Source organism: Bowmanella denitrificans, assembly GCF_002887595.1.
Classification (GTDB): domain Bacteria; phylum Pseudomonadota; class Gammaproteobacteria; order Enterobacterales; family Alteromonadaceae; genus Bowmanella; species Bowmanella denitrificans.
In genome coordinates this window covers 1-19122 of record NZ_PEBU01000002.1, presented here as the reverse complement: position 1 = coordinate 19122, position 19122 = coordinate 1, and the positions used below count along the sequence as shown (strand labels likewise).

The 19122-nt window shown below is 49.9% G+C and carries 16 protein-coding genes and 1 tRNA gene; 5 read left to right on the top strand and 12 right to left on the bottom strand.

Going from position 1 to position 19122, the window contains the following annotated elements:
• Nucleotides 1–33: 33 nt before the first annotated feature.
• Nucleotides 34–699, top strand: a complete 666-nt coding sequence (locus CSR04_RS03600; protein WP_102795477.1) for a response regulator — start codon at nucleotides 34–36, stop codon at nucleotides 697–699.
• A complete protein-coding gene (locus CSR04_RS03595) occupies nucleotides 696–2081 on the top strand; it encodes an ATP-binding protein (RefSeq protein ID WP_102794892.1) in 1386 nt (461 codons plus the stop codon). Before CSR04_RS03600 ends, CSR04_RS03595 begins: the two co-directional genes overlap by 4 nt.
• 31 nt (nucleotides 2082–2112) lie before the next feature.
• Here CSR04_RS03595 and CSR04_RS03590 read toward each other — a convergent pair whose 3' ends face one another.
• The 11 genes from CSR04_RS03590 to ftsH form a co-directional block, all read right to left on the bottom strand.
• Nucleotides 2113–3036 (bottom strand): TlpA family protein disulfide reductase, encoded by a 924-nt coding sequence (locus tag CSR04_RS03590; RefSeq protein WP_102794891.1) that lies wholly within the window; start codon nucleotides 3034–3036, stop codon nucleotides 2113–2115.
• Nucleotides 3037–3119: 83 nt separating this feature from the next.
• Nucleotides 3120–4583 (bottom strand): tetratricopeptide repeat protein, encoded by a 1464-nt coding sequence (locus CSR04_RS03585; RefSeq protein WP_102794890.1) that lies wholly within the window; start codon nucleotides 4581–4583, stop codon nucleotides 3120–3122.
• A 7-nt stretch (nucleotides 4584–4590) separates the two neighbouring features.
• On the bottom strand, nucleotides 4591–5493 hold the full coding sequence (nlpI, locus tag CSR04_RS03580; RefSeq protein ID WP_425427668.1) for a lipoprotein NlpI: 903 nt from the start codon (nucleotides 5491–5493) through the stop codon (nucleotides 4591–4593).
• A gap of 230 nt (nucleotides 5494–5723) precedes the next feature.
• Nucleotides 5724–7850, bottom strand: coding sequence for a polyribonucleotide nucleotidyltransferase (pnp, locus tag CSR04_RS03575; protein ID WP_102794889.1), 2127 nt, complete (start codon nucleotides 7848–7850; stop codon nucleotides 5724–5726).
• A gap of 249 nt (nucleotides 7851–8099) precedes the next feature.
• Nucleotides 8100–8480, bottom strand: a complete 381-nt coding sequence (locus CSR04_RS03570) for an MmcQ/YjbR family DNA-binding protein (protein ID WP_102794888.1) — start codon at nucleotides 8478–8480, stop codon at nucleotides 8100–8102.
• A gap of 181 nt (nucleotides 8481–8661) precedes the next feature.
• Nucleotides 8662–8746 (bottom strand) — tRNA-Leu (locus tag CSR04_RS03565).
• Between the two features lie 20 nt (nucleotides 8747–8766).
• The gene (gene secG / locus CSR04_RS03560) at nucleotides 8767–9105 is read right to left on the bottom strand and encodes a preprotein translocase subunit SecG (RefSeq protein WP_102794887.1); all 339 of its coding nucleotides are present in this window, start codon (nucleotides 9103–9105) and stop codon (nucleotides 8767–8769) included.
• 13 nt (nucleotides 9106–9118) lie between these two features.
• Nucleotides 9119–9865 carry a triose-phosphate isomerase gene (gene tpiA / locus CSR04_RS03555; protein WP_102794886.1) on the bottom strand — a complete coding sequence of 249 codons (747 nt, stop codon included), beginning with the start codon at nucleotides 9863–9865 and terminating at the stop codon, nucleotides 9119–9121.
• A gap of 95 nt (nucleotides 9866–9960) precedes the next feature.
• Complete coding sequence (gene glmM / locus CSR04_RS03550; protein ID WP_102794885.1) at nucleotides 9961–11307, bottom strand: phosphoglucosamine mutase; 1347 nt, start codon at nucleotides 11305–11307, stop codon at nucleotides 9961–9963.
• A 36-nt stretch (nucleotides 11308–11343) separates the two neighbouring features.
• Nucleotides 11344–12174 (bottom strand): dihydropteroate synthase, encoded by an 831-nt coding sequence (folP, locus tag CSR04_RS03545; RefSeq protein ID WP_102794884.1) that lies wholly within the window; start codon nucleotides 12172–12174, stop codon nucleotides 11344–11346.
• Between the two features lie 58 nt (nucleotides 12175–12232).
• Nucleotides 12233–14167, bottom strand: coding sequence for an ATP-dependent zinc metalloprotease FtsH (ftsH, locus tag CSR04_RS03540; protein WP_102794883.1), 1935 nt, complete (start codon nucleotides 14165–14167; stop codon nucleotides 12233–12235).
• 419 nt (nucleotides 14168–14586) lie between these two features.
• Between ftsH and yhbY the strand changes: the two genes are divergently transcribed.
• The 3 genes from yhbY (at nucleotide 14587) to CSR04_RS03525 (ending at nucleotide 18234) form a co-directional block, all read left to right on the top strand.
• The gene (gene yhbY, locus CSR04_RS03535) at nucleotides 14587–14883 is read left to right on the top strand and encodes a ribosome assembly RNA-binding protein YhbY (RefSeq protein WP_102794882.1); all 297 of its coding nucleotides are present in this window, start codon (nucleotides 14587–14589) and stop codon (nucleotides 14881–14883) included.
• A 270-nt stretch (nucleotides 14884–15153) separates the two neighbouring features.
• Entirely contained in the window at nucleotides 15154–17097 is a 1944-nt protein-coding gene (locus tag CSR04_RS03530) for a beta-propeller domain-containing protein (RefSeq protein WP_102794881.1), read from the top strand.
• A gap of 84 nt (nucleotides 17098–17181) precedes the next feature.
• Complete coding sequence (locus CSR04_RS03525; protein WP_102794880.1) at nucleotides 17182–18234, top strand: MBL fold metallo-hydrolase; 1053 nt, start codon at nucleotides 17182–17184, stop codon at nucleotides 18232–18234.
• Here the strand turns inward: CSR04_RS03525 and CSR04_RS03520 are convergent.
• The coding region (locus CSR04_RS03520) for a substrate-binding periplasmic protein (RefSeq protein ID WP_216362503.1) at nucleotides 18221–19122 on the bottom strand (902 nt) is incomplete at its 5' end. The genes CSR04_RS03525 and CSR04_RS03520 overlap by 14 nt on opposite strands.

Below are 19122 nucleotides of genomic sequence, written 5' to 3'. Positions count from 1 at the left end.
AGTGTTGCACTGGATTGCAAGGAAACAAACCCGTTGAGAATTCTGATTACCGAAGACAACGCCCAGTTGGCAGACTTTATCCGGCAAGCCATATTGCAGGATGGGCACGCTGCTGACATTGCTAAAGATGCCGCCGCCTTGATGCATCATCTGGATTGCTGGCAATACGATGCACTGGTGCTGGATTTAGGCCTGCCGGATAAAGATGGTTTGGACATGATCAAATGGATACGGGGCAAGCATAATCCATTACCTATCCTGATTCTAACCGCCCGTGGTGGTATTGAAGACAGGATTACCGGCTTGGACCTGGGTGCGGATGACTATCTGAATAAACCTTTTGCCATAGAAGAGCTGAAAGCCCGGCTCAGGGCGCTGCTGCGCCGTCCCAGTGGCTATAGTGGCACCAGTATCAGTCGCGGCAATCTGCAACTGGACAGTAAATCCCGGCGGGTCACTATTGCCGGGGAAAACCTGACGATGGGCAAAACCGAGGTGGCAATTCTGGAATATATGCTGCGCCATGCCACCCTGACGGTGGGCAAAGATGCACTGCTGGATGCAATTTACGCCATGGGCTTTGAAGTTACTGACAACGCAATTCAGGTGGCCATGCACCGTATACGTAAAAAGCTTGAGCAAGCCAATGCGTCTGCCCAGATCAAAACCATTCGCGGCATAGGTTATATTCTGTCATGAAGCTATCACAACGCTCTTTGGCCAGGCGCTTATTCCTGCATTTTCTGTTTATTGGTGGCGGCGTATTCGCACTGATTGGCCTGATGCTTTACCTGTTTTCCATCAACTTCGCCAATCTGGCCGTCGAGCAAAGTATGTTTGGCATGACCGAGGATATTCAGGAAAATCTGTATTTTGATGCACAGGGAAGTTTGCAATACCGCAGTGACAGTGTTGCCGAAAAATGGGGCTACGATGCCCTGTACAATAATCTCGGCTTTCGGGTCATGGACCAGCAAAGCGGGCAGATATTGCTGACCTCCATCCGTGAGCCTGAGCAACAACATCTGATTGCCGGACTTCCACAACAAATTCCTTTGGGGTATTCAAGACTGGCGGATGATACCGACTGTTACCGTATTCTGTTTGAACTGCATGGTCGGCAACTGATGGTGGACCTTGCCCGCAATGATTTGCTTGGCGAGCTGGCCAACGAAGCGGTTATGCCAGTGTTGGAAAAAGTCTCGATTCTGACTATGGGCGCTGCTTTTCTGGTGTTTATCTTTGTTACCTATTTATCGGTAAGAACCTTAGTCAAACCGGTTAACGATGTGGCGGCCCAACTACAACAGATTAAGCCCAACCAGTTGGACGTGCGCCTGCCTGTCGACCAACTACCTAGCGAGATTCTGCCTTTGGTGCAAAGCCTGAATAGTGCCATGGACAGGGTGGAAAAAGGCTTTAATGAGCAAAAACGTTTTGTCGCCAATGCTGCCCATGAACTGCGCACTCCGCTGGCAGTGCTGACCACTCGTGTCGAGCTGGCAGAACTCCCGGATGATGTCAGCACACCAATACTTGGCGATGCCCGCTACATGTCCAGGGTGGTGGAACAGCTGCTGGATTTATCCAGAGCCCAGAATCAGAGTGCGTATCGGCATAAAGCGGTGGATTTAAATAAAGTTGGCAAGGACGTATGTATGTTGCTTGGCCCGTTGTCCGTGACCTATGACAAAGAGCTTGAAATGGAAAGTGGCGAAGGCGACTGCAGGGTACAAGGAGACCAGGGCGCACTGATCATTCTGACCAAGAATCTGCTTGAAAATGCGTTGAAGCATGCCAGTCCTGGTGCCCTGGTAAAACTGGTGATTGGCGCTGATAGCCTGTCGGTGATTGACTCTGGTCCAGGTATTGATGAGGCTGACAGGGTAAAATTGTTTGAACGTTTCTGGCGTAAAGACCAGACCAGCCTGTCCGGCAGCGGACTGGGGTTATCGATAGTCAGCGAAATTGCCCATGCCCACAATGCCAGCATCACCGTTATTGGTAAGAATAATCTGGGTGGTGCCTCTTTTATCGTGCGCTTTGACAGCCACTTTTCAGCGGCAGATGCATTGACATAACATCCACCGCTGATTGCTCAGACCCTATAGGTTAATTGGCTAGCAGCCCGGCAATACTGGCCAGGTCATTGCTTTGCATAAAATCCTGCTGGCGGTAAATCTCCTGACCGTCTTTGATAATCACCAATGTCGGCAGTTGATTGATACCAAAGCCAATGGCCGCATCCAAACTGCTGTCAATGGCCAGCTCATGCGCCACCGAAAACTTGTCACGGTATTCATCCAGATCTTTTTGCTCTGTCCACAGACGGGACACAATCCCCAGGCTGTTTACCTTCGGATGCGCGTCAGCGAGCTTGTTGAAAAATTGCTGGCCCGCCACACAATTCTTGCTTTGCTCAGGTCTGGACTCCTTCAGATACCAGTCGCACCAGGTAGCGGTAAAGTACAACATTTGTGTACCTTTGCCCTGCAGCTCCAGGCCTTGTTGATGGCCGGCTGACAAACTGATGGCGGGTAATTCGCCGGGTTGCTGGGCGGCAATCAAGGCCAGGCGTTTATCCAACTGCGCATCGGCATCATGGCCTTTATGCACAATACGGCCCTCACGGTTGACTAAGATATGCCAGGGTGTGCCCATCAGGCTGAATGCTCTGACCAGCTCGCCAGAGTTATCCTGTAATATGGGCATGGTCAATTTATACTTTTCCACCATCTCAGCCATGGCTTGTGGTGTTTCATTTACCCCCAAGTTAATAGACACAAACTCCACTTTGTCACCATACTCTTCAAAGGCATGTTGAAAATGCGGCATTTGCTCATTACAGGGCACACACCAGGTTGCCCAGAATTTGATATACAGCGGCTTGCTTCCTACCACATTTTGGTACGACAGAGTTTGTCCCTGCCAACTTCTGTGCGCGGTGTCAGTTAGGGCCTCTAATGCAGCAGAGCCATAGGCCTGCCCCGCCAGCAGTAGCGAAAATAACAAAGTGAGATATCTGAAGTTGTGCATAAATTGCCTCCTGAATTGAACACTGCAGGCATTTTACCGACACGCCGAAGGGCAAAATTGTAAAAAACAGACATGCCAAGTCATTACAAGGGCGAAGCAGTATCCACCGCAGCAGGCAGGGAAGTATCAATCGGGTACATAAAGGCCTCAGCCTTGTTTTGCCATTGCACTGCGATTGTGTGATTGCCTTTTTCGTGCCAGGCCTGGGCAAAATTGACAAAAGCCGGCAGCAATTCAACCCTATTTTCCAGTCGATACTTCCACAAGCTTAAGTATAAAGGCGGGATATACTGCTGGTCGTGATATTCCATAAAGGTCAGTTGGTCGCTGCCCTTATACGCCTGCATCTGATGATTATTACAGGTTCTGGCCTTTGCCATTGTCCACTCCTCGCCGCTTTGACGCCAGCCGTCCAACTTATCAGGCAATTCTGCAGCATCTGTAACAATAACCAGATTTGGCGCCCGGCTGTAAGGGTGGCAAACCTGTTCGGCCATATCTGAAGACAAAGGGTATTCATCCACAAAGCCGGAAAAGTGTGCCAGTTCGTGTACAAACACCGAATAACTATCGCCCTGATCCAGATACATAATGCCGTTATGTACATTGGCTTTGCCCCTGGGTGCCAGCACCATCAGGTGGGTAAAATTGTCAGCCAATGGCAAACGAGATAACTGCCTGACATCACAGCCCAGACGTCTGTGGCTTAACCAATTCTCATCGCATTTCACGGCATCGGGCTTAACCCAGATAGGTTCAAGCAAACAAACCGGCAAGGATTGCAGTCTGCTGTCTGCTGCAAAAGACTGACTCAGTTGCGCCATCTGCTGCATGTTTTCCAATGACAACACCACTGGCTGCAGGTTAATCACACAGTGCTGGCGCGTTACAGCCAATCCGCTTCCCTGTGCTTGCCAGTAGTTGTCGATAAGTTTCAGATAATCCTTAGCCTGGCTGACACCTTGCTCTTTGGCATGTCTGAACCAGGATCGGGCCAGCGCGTATTTGCCCGTGCGCCATTCCTGCTTTGCCAGCAGCAACGCACTGTTGGGATCATGTGGTGCAGCCTTTTCCATCCAAAGTTCGGCTTCATCTGCACGCTCTTCTATCATCAGCCATTGGTAGAGTGAAATAATGGCCGGCAGATAATCCTGTTCAGCGGCCTTTTCCAACCATTGTACCCGGTGCTCGGAAGCATCACTGAGTAACGCCACTTCGTGCTGAGCCGGCGCAAAACCTGCCATAGCAGCTTTGCTCATTAGTCGTCGATGAGTGGCCTCATCCGTTTCATTTAAGGCCAGACGGTAATAGGAACGTGCATCCCCCAGTTCTGCGGCTTGCTTCAGCCAATAAGGATCCTGATGCGTTTGGGCATATTGACTCAGTTGCACCAGCGCTTCGTCAGAGCCTGCCTTAACGGCACGAAACAGGGACACGGGATCGGTTTGCCCCTGCTTCAACATCAATGGTACATACTGTTGCTGACTGGCGGCAGATAAACAGGCACCCCCTAATGCCAGCACCAATAAACGCAGGGTTTTTAGCATAGATATGTCATCGGGCCTGAGGGTCTTCCAGCGCTTTCTCTCTGAGCAAATCCAGTTCCAGTCTGGCATAGCGATGCTCAACAAACTCATAGACATTGGTACTCAGAGACAGTTTGAAGTAGTTCGAGGCCACCGCCTTATTTCCTTGCGCCATATGATACTTACCCAGGTAAAAGTATGCTTCGCACAAGCGATTTGCCAATTCCTGCTGACTGCGCACATTGACTAGCAAAACGGACAAAAGCTGCCCTTCGCTGACGTCACCCAAATACAGATCCACCAGTGCAGTGGCCCAGTTGTCATCTTTCAGTTTATTTCGGCTTTCGCGCAGGGTTTGCAGTGCTTTACCTGGGTCGACCGCCGATTCCGCCAGATAAAACCATAATGCTCGGTAAGGATCGCTCTCATCACGATGGTAGAAACGGTTAAGGTCGCTGACTGCAAGCTCAGGACGCCCCCCGTAATACAAGGCGATACCACGGTTTAAAAAGGCAAAGTCATGCTCAGGATTAATATCCAGTGTGGCGTCAAACGCCTCATAGGCCTGAATGAAATCCATATTCTGAGTATGGTGAATACCCATAAAGTTATAGGCCTCCGCCATATCCGGGCGAAGTTTCAGCGCCATACTGAAGTCATACTGCGCCAGTCCGCCTAACCCCACACTGTCATACAGCATACCACGCTGATAAAGCAAATCGGCGCGCTGCGAGTCGTCCAGCTCTACCTGACCAAGAATTTGATTATACCGGGCCAGGGCCATCTGACTGCGCATATTGGCCGGCATAGGTTCTACCAAAATCAGATTGCCCATCTGACCATCGCGGGTACGGGCCGTATCTATGCTGCTGCACGCCGTACCGCCAATAGCCAAGGCAGCCAGTAATAACACTCGTGAAATGTTCATCATTACAGTAATTCGTTTCCCTAAAACCAGACTAGCGTAACCATTGGCAGCACCCTTGCCACCTAAACAGGTTGCCTTTTATACCTGTTATAGCCGTTGGCTTAAAGCCCTTTGCTGTATCAAATTATTGTTGTCAGCAGGATGAAAGCCAAGGTCAGTACCAGCCTAAAATGCAAAATGGCACCGAGTGGGTGCCATTTACTATTAACAATCAGTCAGTTATCCAAGGATAATCAGTCTTCCGATTGTTCTGCCTGAGGCTCAGCGGGTGCCGCTGGTTTTTCCAGCAGTTCCTTGATGCTCAGACGGATACGGTTCTGGCGATCGATTTCCATCACCTTCACGTCCACCATTTGACCTTCAGTCAGATAGTCGCTGACCTTGGCCACACGCTCGTGAGCGATCTGAGAAATATGTACCAGACCTTCTTTACCTGGCAATACTTCAACAAAGGCGCCGAAATCTACACAGCGGGTTACTTTACCATGGTAAGTCTTGCCTACCTCGACATCAGCGGTAATGCCTTCGATCATATCGATAGCAACCTGCGCCTTGGCCCGCTCGGTAGCGAAGATTTTGATAGTACCGTCGTCTTCAATCTCGATGTTGGTGTCAGATTTCTCGGTGATAGAACGGATAACCGCACCACCTTTACCGATAACTTCACGGATCTTGTCCTGATCAATCTTGATAGTATAGATACGTGGAGCGAACTCAGACATCTCATCACGGTGTGAATTAATGGCTTTGTCCATCACGCCAAGGATATGCAATCGGGCTTCTTTCGCCTGTTTCAGGGCGATTTGCATAATCTCTTTGGTGATACCTTCGATTTTGATGTCCATCTGCAGTGCAGTTACACCATCGGCAGTACCTGCTACTTTAAAGTCCATATCACCCAGGTGATCTTCATCGCCGAGAATGTCAGACAGTACCACGAACTTGTCGTCACTCTTCACCAGACCCATAGCAATACCGGCCACAGAAGCCTTGATGGGTACACCAGCATCCATCAGCGCCAGTGAGCTACCACACACAGACGCCATGGAAGAAGAACCATTAGACTCGGTGATTTCAGATACCACACGCACAACATACGGGAATTCTTCTTCAGACGGCATCACCGCTTGAATACCGCGCTTGGCCAGACGACCATGGCCGATTTCGCGACGCTTAGGTGAACCCATCATACCGGTCTCACCCACACAGTATGGAGGGAAGTTGTAATGCAGCATGAAGCGGCTGTTGGTTAATCCACCCAGCTCGTCGATCATCTGTGCATCACGCTCAGTACCTAACGTAGCGGTGACCAGCGCCTGAGTCTCGCCACGAGTGAACAAAGCACTACCGTGAGTACGTGGCAGGATACCAGTGGCCACGTCCAGGGCACGAATCATCTGCGGGTCACGGCCATCGATGCGCGGCTCGCCATTCAGAATACGTGAACGTACCACATCACTTTCTAATTCGTGCAGCAGCTCTTTCAGCTCTTTTGCATCTTGCTCCGGGCTTTCTTCCAGAATCTGCGCCGCCACTTTATCGGTCACGGCAGTCACAGCGTCCTTACGGGCAAGCTTGTCAGAGATTTGGTAAGCAGCGGTCATATCTGCTTCGGCCAGGGCTTTGACCCTGGCTTTCAATTCGGTATTTTCCGCTTCTGGCTGCCAGTCCCATTTTGGCGTGTTCACTTCAGTGGCGAACTCGTTTACGGCATTGATAACAGCTTGCAGCTCATCATGGCCGTACATTACCGCGCCCAGCATCACTTCTTCCGACAATACGCTGGCTTCAGATTCCACCATCAGTACCGCACTTTGGGTACCTGCAACCACCAGATCCAACTGGCTGTCAGCTTGCTCAGAAATACGCGTGTTAAGAATATACTGGCCGTCTTTGTAGCCAACACGTGCTGCACCGATAGGACCATTAAATGGAATACCGGAAATGGCCAGTGCCGCAGAGGTACCGATCATGGAAACGATATCGGTGGGGATATCCGGATTAGCGGACATAACGGTTATAACCACCTGAACTTCGTTTTTGAAACCTTCAGGAAACAGCGGACGAATAGGACGATCAATCAGACGAGCGGTCAGTGTCTCGTTTTCTGAAGGACGGCCTTCGCGCTTAAAGAAACCGCCAGGGATTTTACCGGCAGCATAGGTTTTCTCTTGATAATTGACCGTCAGTGGGAAAAAGTCCTGATCGGCTTTGGCTTCTTTTTTACCTACTACGGTAACCAGTACGGCGGTGTCGTCCATGCTGGCCATTACAGCAGCAGTGGCCTGACGGGCAATCACACCGGTTTCCAAGGTGATTTGGTGCTGTCCGTATTGGAAGGTTTTAGTAATTGGAGTCACTTAATTTTCCTTACATTAAGCCTGATGCCCAACCAAGTGACTGCTAATGGCAAACCGATTTCGGATGAAATCCACATGTTCCGCCAACACAGCCTCTTGTCTCATGGCAGAGGCCTTTTACATTGATAATTTTCTATATTCGCTTTTTAACGCGGCGCATAGTATAGCGGCTAAGATGAGCTAAAAACAGGGAAAATTCTGTGACAATGACGATGAGCATGGTACAGAGACAGCTATCAAATTGAGAGGTCAGGCGGATATCAACTGTTCGCCGTATTTTGCTACCAGACCCAGTCTGTCAGACTTTTTTAAGCCCTTAACCACTAATGCGTAAGAATGATCAATCATGCGCTGGATTTCACCGTTGGGGATACTGCCGTCGAGCTTAATGGTATTCCAATGCAGTTTATTCATATGATAGCCGGGTAGTACCGCAGCGAACATGTCCCTGAGCATCAATGCCTGCTGAGGTTCGCATTTCAGGTTCATGCGTCCTTCACCTTTGTCACTGGCTAAGGTGGCAAACATCTTACCGCGGATTTTCAGCACTGCTACGTCCTCACCAAACGGAAAATCTTCTATGGCTTCGGGTTTCGATAGTAAATAGTCACGTGCCTGTTGATAGTCCATGCGCCCTGCCCGATATAGGATTTTTACAAAGAGTCTCGCGGTTGGCGTTACGACGCAATCAATTTGATATAAAAGTGGCCGTGAGCCAGCTTCCTTTAACTCATCCTGCCTGGGTATTTGCTGTCTTGGTGTGACTGTACCGCAGATAACAAAAAACCCGGCAAAACCGGGTTCTTTTATTTGGTGCGGATGGCGAGACTCGAACTCGCACGTCTTGCGACACCACCCCCTCAAGATGGCGTGTCTACCAATTCCACCACATCCGCGAAACTTGGGTCAGACGACCTTAGTTAGGTACGTCAGTCGGTTGGGGCTTTTCCACCGGCACGTCAGTATCCGCAGGCTGGCTTACTGGTACTTCCAGGTTCTGCCACTCATCAACCTGCTTTTCTTTACCGGCTGTCATTGCGCCCAGAATCAAACTGATAGCAAAAAATAAGGTTGCCAGGATAGCCGTGGTACGGCTAAGAAAATTACCGGATCCCGAAGCACCAAACACCGTATTCGATGCACCTGCACCAAAAGATGCGCCCATATCGGCACCTTTACCACGCTGAATCAATACCAGACCGATCAGGGCCAGGGATACCAGCAGATAAACCACCATTAACACTTCGTAAAGCATGCTTTACCTCAATTCAGTTTGCCGCTTGGCAAATTGCCAAAAAATCAGTGACTTTTAGACTCGCGCCGCCTATTAGCCCGCCATCTACATCAGTTTGCGCGAAAATCTGCGCTGCATTAGTGGCATTGACACTACCACCATACAAAATTCTTATCTTTGTCGCCGCCATCGCATCAACTTTAGCCAGGTGACTGCGAATAAACGCATGAACTTCCTGCGCTTGCTCCGGACTGGCCGTATTACCTGTGCCAATAGCCCAGATGGGTTCGTAGGCAATCACCAGGTTGTTCAGCACGTCGCTACCACAATGCCCAATAACCGCATCTAGCTGCTCAGCAACATGGTCAAACACCTTACCGGCTTCTCGCACTGCCAGCGGTTCTCCGACACATAAAATTGCAGTCAATCCACTGCTGAGCGCTGCGTTAACTTTTGCCGCAACCAGCGTATTGGATTCGTGCTGATCAGTGCGGCGTTCTGAGTGCCCAACAATGACATGCCCACATCCTACATCCCTAAGCATAACCGCGGATATCTCACCGGTATGCGCGCCACCAGGATGTTCGCTGATGGTCTGCGCACCCAGTCCAACATCGTTCGAACTGAAACCGGCCAGTAAGGTAAAAGGCGGACAGATCAATACATCGACATTTTCAAACCGGTTTTGCTTAAACGCATCCTGCATTTGCGTTACCAGTGCCAGGCCACCGTTCATTTTCCAGTTACCTGCCACCATGGGGCGTCTGCTGTTCACTGCCATTGTGACTCCAGGCTCGCTTGGCGAGTCAATTCAAAGCGCGCGAGAGTGTAACTAACCGCAAAACAAGTTACAAGTCACTCTCGCGCCAATTATGACTATGCGGTTACTTTTCGTACCGAGTCGGCGATAGTTTCGGCCCATTTGCTGGCAAGGTCGTCCTTAGTGGCCTCAACCATCACTCGGATCAATGGCTCGGTACCACTTTTACGCAATAATACCCGGCCATCGTCACCCATATCCTGTTCTGCAGCCTTGACAGACGCCAATACGTCGGCATGTTCCAAAGGAGAACTACTGCCCTCGGTATAACGCACATTGATTAGGGTTTGAGGAAATTTTTCCATGCCCCGGCGCAACTCATACAGGCTCATATCTGCACGTAACATGGAGGTCAATACCTGCAGGCCCGAAACGATGCCGTCACCGGTGGACGCTACAGCCAGATTCAACACATGGCCGGAGCTCTCTCCACCAATATTCCAACCTCTGTCATGCAGCATTTCCATCACATAGCGATCGCCAACCTTACTGCGGGCAAAGGGAATGGACAGACGACTCAGGGCAACTTCCAGTCCCAGATTGCTCATCAGCGTGCCCACCACTCCGCCGCCATTTAAGCGGCCGGATTTAAGGGCGTCGCGCGCGATGATATAAACGATTTCATCACCGTCCACCACATTGCCTTTATGATCCACCATCATAATACGGTCGCCGTCACCATCCAGGGCAAAACCCAGGTCCGCCTTTTCCGCCAGCACACGCTCAGTAATAGCCTGCATGGAAGTGGCACCGACATCATCATTAATATTCAGACCATTAGGTTCTGTCCCAATCTCAATCACATCGGCACCCAGTTCACGCAATACATTAGGCGCAATGTGATATGTGGCTCCGTGGGCGCAATCCACTACGATTTTCATGCCGGTCAGTGACAATTCAGATGGAAAGGAACCTTTGCAAAATTCAATGTAACGTCCAGCCGCGTCACTAATACGGGTTGCTTTGCCAAGTTTATCAGATGCCACGCATACCATTGGCTCTTCTAGCTGCGCTTCAATAGCCAGTTCAATATCATCATCCAACTTGAAGCCATCGGCCGAAAAAAACTTAATGCCGTTATCATAGTAAGGATTGTGCGAAGCGCTGATCACGATGCCGGCCTCAGAACGAAATGTCTTGGTCAGATAGGCAATAGCCGGGGTTGGCATAGGGCCAAGTAAACCAATATTAATGCCTGCGGCAGACAGACCTGCTTCCAAAGCAGATTCCAGCATGTAACCAGAAATGCGGGTATCCTTACCAATTAATACCTTATTAGTACCGCGGCCGGCCAATACTTTACCAGCGGCCCAGCCCAGTTTAGTAACAAATTCAGGGTTAATCGCGCTTTCGCCGACTTTGCCGCGAATACCATCGGTACCAAAGTATTTTCGTTGACTCATATTGTTCCTTGCAATGAAATGCCGGTATATTCCGGTCTAAATTAATTCGGGATTCAAGGTGGCCATCACCACTTTTAGCGCATCCACTGTTTGTTTAACATCGTGCACCCGGATGATTTGCGCGCCTTTCAGCGCCGCGATGGTAGCACAAGCCAAACTGCCGGCCAGACGTTCTTCCACAGGTCGGCTAAGCAATGTACCCAGCATCGACTTGCGCGACATCCCCACCAAAAGTGGCAAGCCCAAATGATGGAAACGTTCCATCCCCTGTAACAGCTGGTAATTATGCTGCAAAGTCTTACCAAAACCAAAGCCTGGATCGAGCAGAATTTTGTCTCTGGCGATGCCTGCTTGCAGGCAACATTGCACTCGATCATCCAGAAAGGTAAAGATGTCGGTAAATAAGTTCTGGTACTGTGGCTGCTGTTGCATGGTACGGGGTTGCCCCTGCATATGCATCAGACAAACTGCGGCGCGGCTTTGCGCCGCCACCGCTAATGCCCCGTCTTCTTGCAGTGCCCTAACATCATTAATCAATCCGGCCCCGGCATCACAGGCGGCCTGCATCACCTGACTTTTGCTGGTATCAATGGAAATCACCGTATCAAAGCGAGCATGGATAGCTTCGATCACTGGCACGACCCTATCCAATTCTTGATTAACACTCACCTCGGCAGCCCCCGGACGGGTTGATTCGCCTCCGACATCAATAAACGCCGCGCCATCACTGAGCATCTGTTCAACTTGATAAAGCGCGGTATTCAAATGATTAAACTTGCCACCATCCGAAAAAGAATCAGGGGTCACGTTCAGAATCCCCATCACCCGTGGTTGGCTGAGGTCCAAATACTTATCTGCAAATTTCATCGGCTTGTCACATAAAAAGAAGGCGCCTTACAGCGCCCTCGTTATCTTAAAGAAGTGTTCAACTCGGCAAATCGCCTGGTTTACTGATATCGGCATCGGCAGACTTCTTAGCTTCTGCCTTAGCTTCAGGCTTAACCGGTTCACCGCCTTTAGGCTTATTGTCGTTATCCCAATCAGCCGGGGGACGAACATCGCGGCGCGCCATCAAGTCGTCTATTTGTCTGGCATCAATGGTTTCGTACTTCATCAGCGCATCTTTCATGGCATGCAGAACGTCCATATTGTCACGCAAAATCTGCTCGGCACGGTCGTAGTTACGATCAATCACCGCCTTGATTTCAGCATCAATGGCACGCGCTGTATCATCAGACATATGCTTGGCGCGAGCCATACTGCGTCCCAGGAACACTTCGCCTTCCTCTTCGGCGTATAGCATTGGCCCCATCTTGTCAGACAAGCCCCATTGGGTCACCATCTTACGGGCCAGATCGGTGGCTCGTTCGATGTCGTTAGATGCACCTGTCGTGACTTTCTCGCCGCCGTAAATAATATCTTCGGCAATACGACCGCCGTACAGACTGGAAATCATGCTCTCCAGATGCTGTTTGGTGTAGCTGAATCTGTCCTGCTCGGGCAGATACATGGTCACACCCAGCGCACGACCACGCGGAATAATTGAGACCTTATATACTGGATCATGCTCAGGCACCATGCGCCCGACAATGGCATGCCCAGCTTCGTGGTAAGCGGTCATCTCTTTTTCGCTTTCAGACATCACCATAGACTTGCGCTCTGCGCCCATCATGATCTTGTCTTTGGCCTTATCAAACTCTTCCATCGCCACCAAACGCTTATTAGAACGGGCAGCAAACAATGCCGCTTCGTTAACCAGGTTGGCCAGGTCAGCACCTGAAAAACCAGGCGTACCACGGGCAATCACCGCTGCATCAACATTGTCTGCAATCGGTACTTTACGCATGTGTACTTTAAGGATTTGCTCACGACCGCGAATATCCGGCAAGCCTACGACAACCTGACGGTCAAACCGACCAGGACGCAACAAAGCAGGGTCCAGTACATCAGGGCGGTTAGTGGCTGCAATCACGATAATACCTTCATGACCTTCAAAACCGTCCATTTCCACCAGCATCTGGTTCAGTGTCTGTTCGCGCTCATCGTGGCCTCCGCCCAGTCCGGCACCACGTTGACGTCCTACTGCATCAATTTCATCAATAAAGATAATGCAAGGTGCAGATTTCTTAGCCTGCTCGAACATGTCTCGCACACGGGACGCGCCTACACCTACAAACATTTCCACAAAGTCAGAACCAGAAATGGTAAAGAACGGTACCTTGGCTTCACCGGCAATGGCCTTGGCCAACAGTGTTTTACCTGTTCCCGGTGGGCCGACCATCAGCACGCCTTTAGGAATTTTGCCGCCCAGCTTCTGGAACTTCGACGGGTCACGTAAAAAGTCCACCAGTTCAGATACGTCTTCTTTGGCTTCATCGCACCCTGCCACATCGGCAAAGGTGGTTTTAATCTGATCTTCACCTAACAAACGCGCTTTGCTCTTGCCAAAAGACATAGCGCCACGGCCTCCCCCACCTTGCATCTGGCGCATGAAGAATATCCATACACCGATCAGCAGCAGCATCGGGAACCAGGAAATAAAAATGTTGGCCAGCATTGAGGGGCGCTCAGGCGGCTCGTTAATCATGCGTACATCATTTTTGATGAGGTCTGTCACCAGGCCGTTGTCGCCAACCGAAGGAATATAGGTAGTAAAGCTTTCCCCACTGCGGGACACACCTTTGATCTCGCGACCATCAATGCGCACTTCACGCACCATGCCCTGATTCACTTCATTGATAAACTGGGTATAGTCGTACTGGCGGCCAGACGATTCACCTGGAGTGAAACTCTGAAACACCGTCATCAGGACGACGGCGATAACCAACCACAGAATTAAATTTTTTGCCATATCGCTCAACGCTGTAACCTCTGTAAAAACAGTTTGTATCCTGACCGGCTTCCCTTCCCGGCTGCCTCAACTAGTCAGGCAGTGGGTAGACTACCAGAGTTCGCTGCGGGAAACTATGTAAACCGCCTTAATACCGCCACCACTGAAAGATCTTAAAGGGTGGTCGGATTTCCTGCTACTTTGTGTGCCCATTTCCTGTCGAAACGGTTGCACGCCTTATCCATCTATATGCACAATGAACCGACATAGATCATCTGAGCACTTGAATAAACACAATCCCCAAGCTGACAAAACCGCTCTTTTTTTAATTGAAGCTGTTAATGTCATTAGGCATGCGCTTAAGATGGCGTTAGAATAGCGTTTTTCAACCCCAACGACATGCCAATTAACTGGCTGTTATATTTATTAACTGACAAATTTGTAACTCAATGATTCTTTCCACCAAACAGAAACAATATCTCAAGGGCCTGGCCCACTCTCTGAAGCCCGTGGTACTGCTGGGCAATAACGGCTTAACCGAGGGTGTATTGGCAGAGATAGACAATGCCCTAAACCACCACGAACTGATTAAGGTCAAAGTAGCAACGACTGACCGTGAACAGAAGCGTTTGATTTGCGATGCCATCGCCCGCGAAACAAAAGCCCTGAATGTTCAGCTTATTGGCCACAACCTGGTGTTATACCGCGAGAGCGAAGAGAAAAAGATTCGCATCCCCAGAGGCTGAACTGCTTCTTTAATAAAAAGGCATTCGGTACAGGGACAAGGCAGCATCAAGACTGCTTTCCCAACTGAAAAAATTTTATAAACAGCAGTTTATTCCAGCATAGCAACTAACGATAATCAGTAAAATTGTTGATGCTAATCGACATCCCCAAAATAGCGCCTGCCCAACAACCCCGATAACAGATCTTAACAAATAGCTAACAATTATCGCGGACTTCGTGCAACGGTACATCTAGGATATCAGCCCTGATACTCCACCTGGGAACGACCGATGAGAACTCGCTATCCATTGTATTTACTCACATTAGGCTGTTTAAGTGCTTGCTCTGGCGACAATAATATCAGCCAGCCGGAACCCCAGATTATGGTTCCCCCCAGTATTAATGAGGCAAAAACTTTTGTTGGCGGGCTGCAACAGGTTGGTGACAGCCAAGCTCAGCGCTTTCTGAAAAACGGGATTTATATTGATTCGTTAAATCCCGTCCGCCTGGAAATGCGTGGTGACACAGTGGCTTCCGACTCAAACGGTAATTTTTCAACAACCAACACCCATGAAGCAGGAGTGGATGAAGCAGACCGAATAGAATACGACGGTGAATACCTGTACGTGGCCACTTACCCGATCTGGACGGAGACAAACTACCAGCCACCGCATATAAGAGTAATGCAGCGCCAGCAAGACTGGAGTCTTAAGCAAGTAAACCAACTTAAGCTGGATGACACCTTAGGGCAAGTCAATGGCCTTTACCTGTATCAGGATGCCCTGGCTGTCATCAGTGCATCTTATCCTATCATGACCTTCGCCCGTCTCTCTGGCCCCTGGTATGGTGAAAAGGCCCAGGTAGGAATTTCCCTCTATAACACCAACATTCCTGCCGAAGCGGGTTTGGCTGAGCAACTACAGATAGAAGGTTTGCTATTGGATAGCCGCCGTATTGGCCAGTATCTGTACGTGACTACCACCCACTCGCTGCAAATGGAAGGGCTGAATGTGGGCGCTGAAGATGATGCCAGTAAGTTGCAAAATTATCAGAAGATTCAGGCGGCCGATCTCACTGAGCTGATGCCCAAACTGACCCGAAATGGACAGTCGCAGCCACTACACCGGACTGAAGACTGCTACATTCCTGAATTGGCCAGTAGCAATGACGGTTATGCACGTCTGGTTAATATCACCCGAATCAACCTGCAAAGCCCTGATGATGTGACATCTTTATGTCTGACCGGTCAGGCAGACAATTTATACGTTTCCCCACAAAGCCTGTATCTGAGTGGCACCGCAGAGCAACAAACGATATTGCACAAAGTGTCACTTGGCGATAGTTTCGGCTATCAGGCATCCGGCACAGTGGATGGACAACTCGGCTGGCAGACCACCCCCTATTTCCGTATGAGCGAAAAAGAGGGCTACCTGCGAATCATCACCAGCCAGGGTGACGAATCGCTGGAACACAAACTCACAGTTATGCAGCAACAGGGCAACGCACTCGTCAGTGTCGCCACTCTCCCCAACAGCAGTTCTCCTGAACCGATTGGCAAGCCCGGTGAAGAGATATATGCAGTACGTTTTATCGGCGATCGCGGGTATGTTGTGACCTTTGAGCGTATGGATCCGCTGTATGTGCTGGATTTAAGCAATCCACTGCTTCCGCAAACGCAGGGCAGCCTGGAGATACCCGGATTTTCCAGCTATCTGCATCCACTGGACAATCACTACCTGTTAGGTATTGGCCAGGATGTGGCCATTGAAAGCCTGCCAGGCGAAGGCGACAGCACCACTGAAATGCCTGTGCGCCAGGGTGCCAAAATCAGTCTGTTTGATATCAATGATCCGGCCAATCCTCGGGAAATAGCCAGTTTGGTTAAAAAGCAAGGTTATACGCCAGTGGAATACAATCACCGGGCCTTGTCGGTACTCAATCAAAACAGCCAATACCGATTCGCTCTGCCTATCGAAGAATGGCAAAGCTGCGCGGCTGATGCTTGTCTTGAGATTTGGCAACCCAATAACAGCCTGATGCTGCTTGATGTTAACGCTCTGCCTGGGCAAGCCAGCTTGTCATTACTGACAGAGTTAAAAGCCACCGGTGAGCAATATTACTATGGTGGTGAAGACCGCAGCGTAATCCACGGCGACCACATTTATTATTTGCATGGTAATCAGTTGTGGATGAGTCAATGGCAGGCTAACGCACAGATCCTGGGCCCTTACTGAATGGCCACTTCAGGGGAGTTGCACTCCCCTTTGTCCCTTTTGTCAGCCAGAACCTGTAGACCTTTTCTTTGCTACGCTTAGCTTATGAAACTGCTCTGCCTGACAGCACTAATCCTACTCTGCGGGTGCGGCCCAGACCGACCAGCGCCTCAAAATGCTAAGGAGATTGGCGCTATCCGGGCACCCTACACCGGTAAGCGCTTTTTTAATCCACATATACAGGATCAGGAAAAAACCGTTTTTGCCTTTTTGCTGACCAAGTATTTCGGTGATGTCCCCTTTGCCGACCAGGCCAGTCAAACAGACAGAATAGTGGTTGCGCCGAGGCTGGCAGATTTACACCAACCAACCCCTTCTCCCAGAGTCACCTGGCTTGGCCACGCCAGTTTTCTGATTAGCTATCAAAATACTAACCTGCTAACCGATCCCATTTTCAGCGAGCGGGCTTCTCCAGTCAGTTTTGCTGGCCCCAGGCGTTTAGCTCCCTTGCCTTATACAGTGGAACAGTTGCCGCCCATTCAACATGTGCTTATCTCTCATAATCATTACGATCATCTGGACAAGTACAGCATACTGAGTTTGGGAACAGCCCCGATATATCATGTGCCACTGGGCCTGAAAGATTGGTTTACCGAAATCGGTTTGCCGGATGCCAAGGTGTTGGAATACGACTGGTGGCAACAGCAGCACATTAGTGGTATCGATTTCATTGCTACGCCCACCCAGCACTGGTCGGCACGAGGCCTGTTTGACCGTCGAAAAACCCTATGGGCTGGATGGCGGGTCAACTGGCAGGCATTCAGCCTGTGGTTTGCTGGCGATACAGGTTACAACCCCATTGATTTTGTTGAAACAGCAAACAAGCTTGGTTCTGTTGACCTCGCACTTATCCCTATCGGTGCTTATGCCCCCAGAGAATTTATGCGTCTTTATCATGTCACCCCAACAGAAGCCTTACAAATCCACCAGGATATTCAGGCTAGTCTGAGTATTGGTATGCACTGGTCCACCTTTCAACTGAGTGCTGAAGATCTGGACGAGCCAGCCAGGCTATTGGAACAGGCGCGACGGTCTTGCCCTGATACGGCGCCATTTATCACTCTGGCCATAGGAGAAAGTCGTGTTATTGAGCGTTAGCAGGTTTGTGGTACTTGCGAATCAGGTTGTCAATCTCACCTGATGCCCGGCTTTTATCCACTTGTTCTTGTAACCGCTGTTGCAGGTCAACAGGAAAGGCTTTATTCAGTGCCATATAGTTGCCTATTGCCCCCAGCGGAAATTCAATGGTTTCGACCAAATCATCCAATGCAAAGCCGGTCGGTTCAACCTGATAAAAAAGGGTCAGCGGAGAGCCAATGATTAAGTCTAATTTTCCCTGCACAAACAACTGCATATCTGCATTTTTATAGGATACGTTGAGTAGATTCTTACCCTTGGTAAAACCGTGGCGAAGCAAAATGCTTTCATAAATATCGTTGGGTTGAATACCTATGGTAAAACGCGCCGCATCATGTAAATCGGTTAACTCAATATCGGTTCGGTGCTTGAGCTTGTACAGATAAGAAGTGGAATTGACTAATGGTCCCACCCACTTAAACTGTTCTTCCCGTTGGGGATTTCGGGCGGTGGAGATAAGCCCGCTCATGGGCTGGGATTGGGTCAGTTGCAACGAGCGTTTCCAGGGCAATAGCTCAAGTTCGCAATGTACCTTGGCAGCCTGACATACCGACATTACCAATTCTGCGTTAATCCCGACCACCTTATCCTTATGCATAAACTGGTAGGGTGGAAAGTGTTCGGTGTATACCTTTATCTGGGCTGGAGCCGCCCACAGGCTGCCTGTGGTTGCCAGCGACAATAGACAAAACATCCTGACAAACATACTGCTCCCCTTTACTTTACCGGTCAGATTAATCGGGTTGAGCTTTGGGTGCAAGTTTGGGCTGTTGGCTGTTGGCTGTTGGCTGTTGGCTGTTGGCTGTTGGCTGTTGGCTGTTGGCTGTTGGCTGTTGGCTGTTGGCTGTT

Excerpts from the sequence above, each read along its gene's own strand:
- CSR04_RS03530 (WP_102794881.1), top strand. The coding sequence starts at position 15,154 with ATGAGAACTCGCTATCCATTGTATTTACTCACATTAGGCTGTTTAAGT.
- tpiA (WP_102794886.1), bottom strand. The coding sequence starts at position 9,865 with ATGGCAGTGAACAGCAGACGCCCCATGGTGGCAGGTAACTGGAAAATG.
- folP (WP_102794884.1), bottom strand. The coding sequence starts at position 12,174 with ATGAAATTTGCAGATAAGTATTTGGACCTCAGCCAACCACGGGTGATG.
- CSR04_RS03595 (WP_102794892.1), top strand. The coding sequence starts at position 696 with ATGAAGCTATCACAACGCTCTTTGGCCAGGCGCTTATTCCTGCATTTT.
- nlpI (WP_425427668.1), bottom strand. The coding sequence starts at position 5,493 with ATGATGAACATTTCACGAGTGTTATTACTGGCTGCCTTGGCTATTGGC.
- CSR04_RS03585 (WP_102794890.1), bottom strand. The coding sequence starts at position 4,583 with ATGCTAAAAACCCTGCGTTTATTGGTGCTGGCATTAGGGGGTGCCTGT.
- CSR04_RS03570 (WP_102794888.1), bottom strand. The coding sequence starts at position 8,480 with ATGGACTATCAACAGGCACGTGACTATTTACTATCGAAACCCGAAGCC.
- yhbY (WP_102794882.1), top strand. The coding sequence starts at position 14,587 with ATGATTCTTTCCACCAAACAGAAACAATATCTCAAGGGCCTGGCCCAC.
- CSR04_RS03525 (WP_102794880.1), top strand. The coding sequence starts at position 17,182 with ATGAAACTGCTCTGCCTGACAGCACTAATCCTACTCTGCGGGTGCGGC.
- CSR04_RS03590 (WP_102794891.1), bottom strand. The coding sequence starts at position 3,036 with ATGCACAACTTCAGATATCTCACTTTGTTATTTTCGCTACTGCTGGCG.
- glmM (WP_102794885.1), bottom strand. The coding sequence starts at position 11,307 with ATGAGTCAACGAAAATACTTTGGTACCGATGGTATTCGCGGCAAAGTC.
- secG (WP_102794887.1), bottom strand. The coding sequence starts at position 9,105 with ATGCTTTACGAAGTGTTAATGGTGGTTTATCTGCTGGTATCCCTGGCC.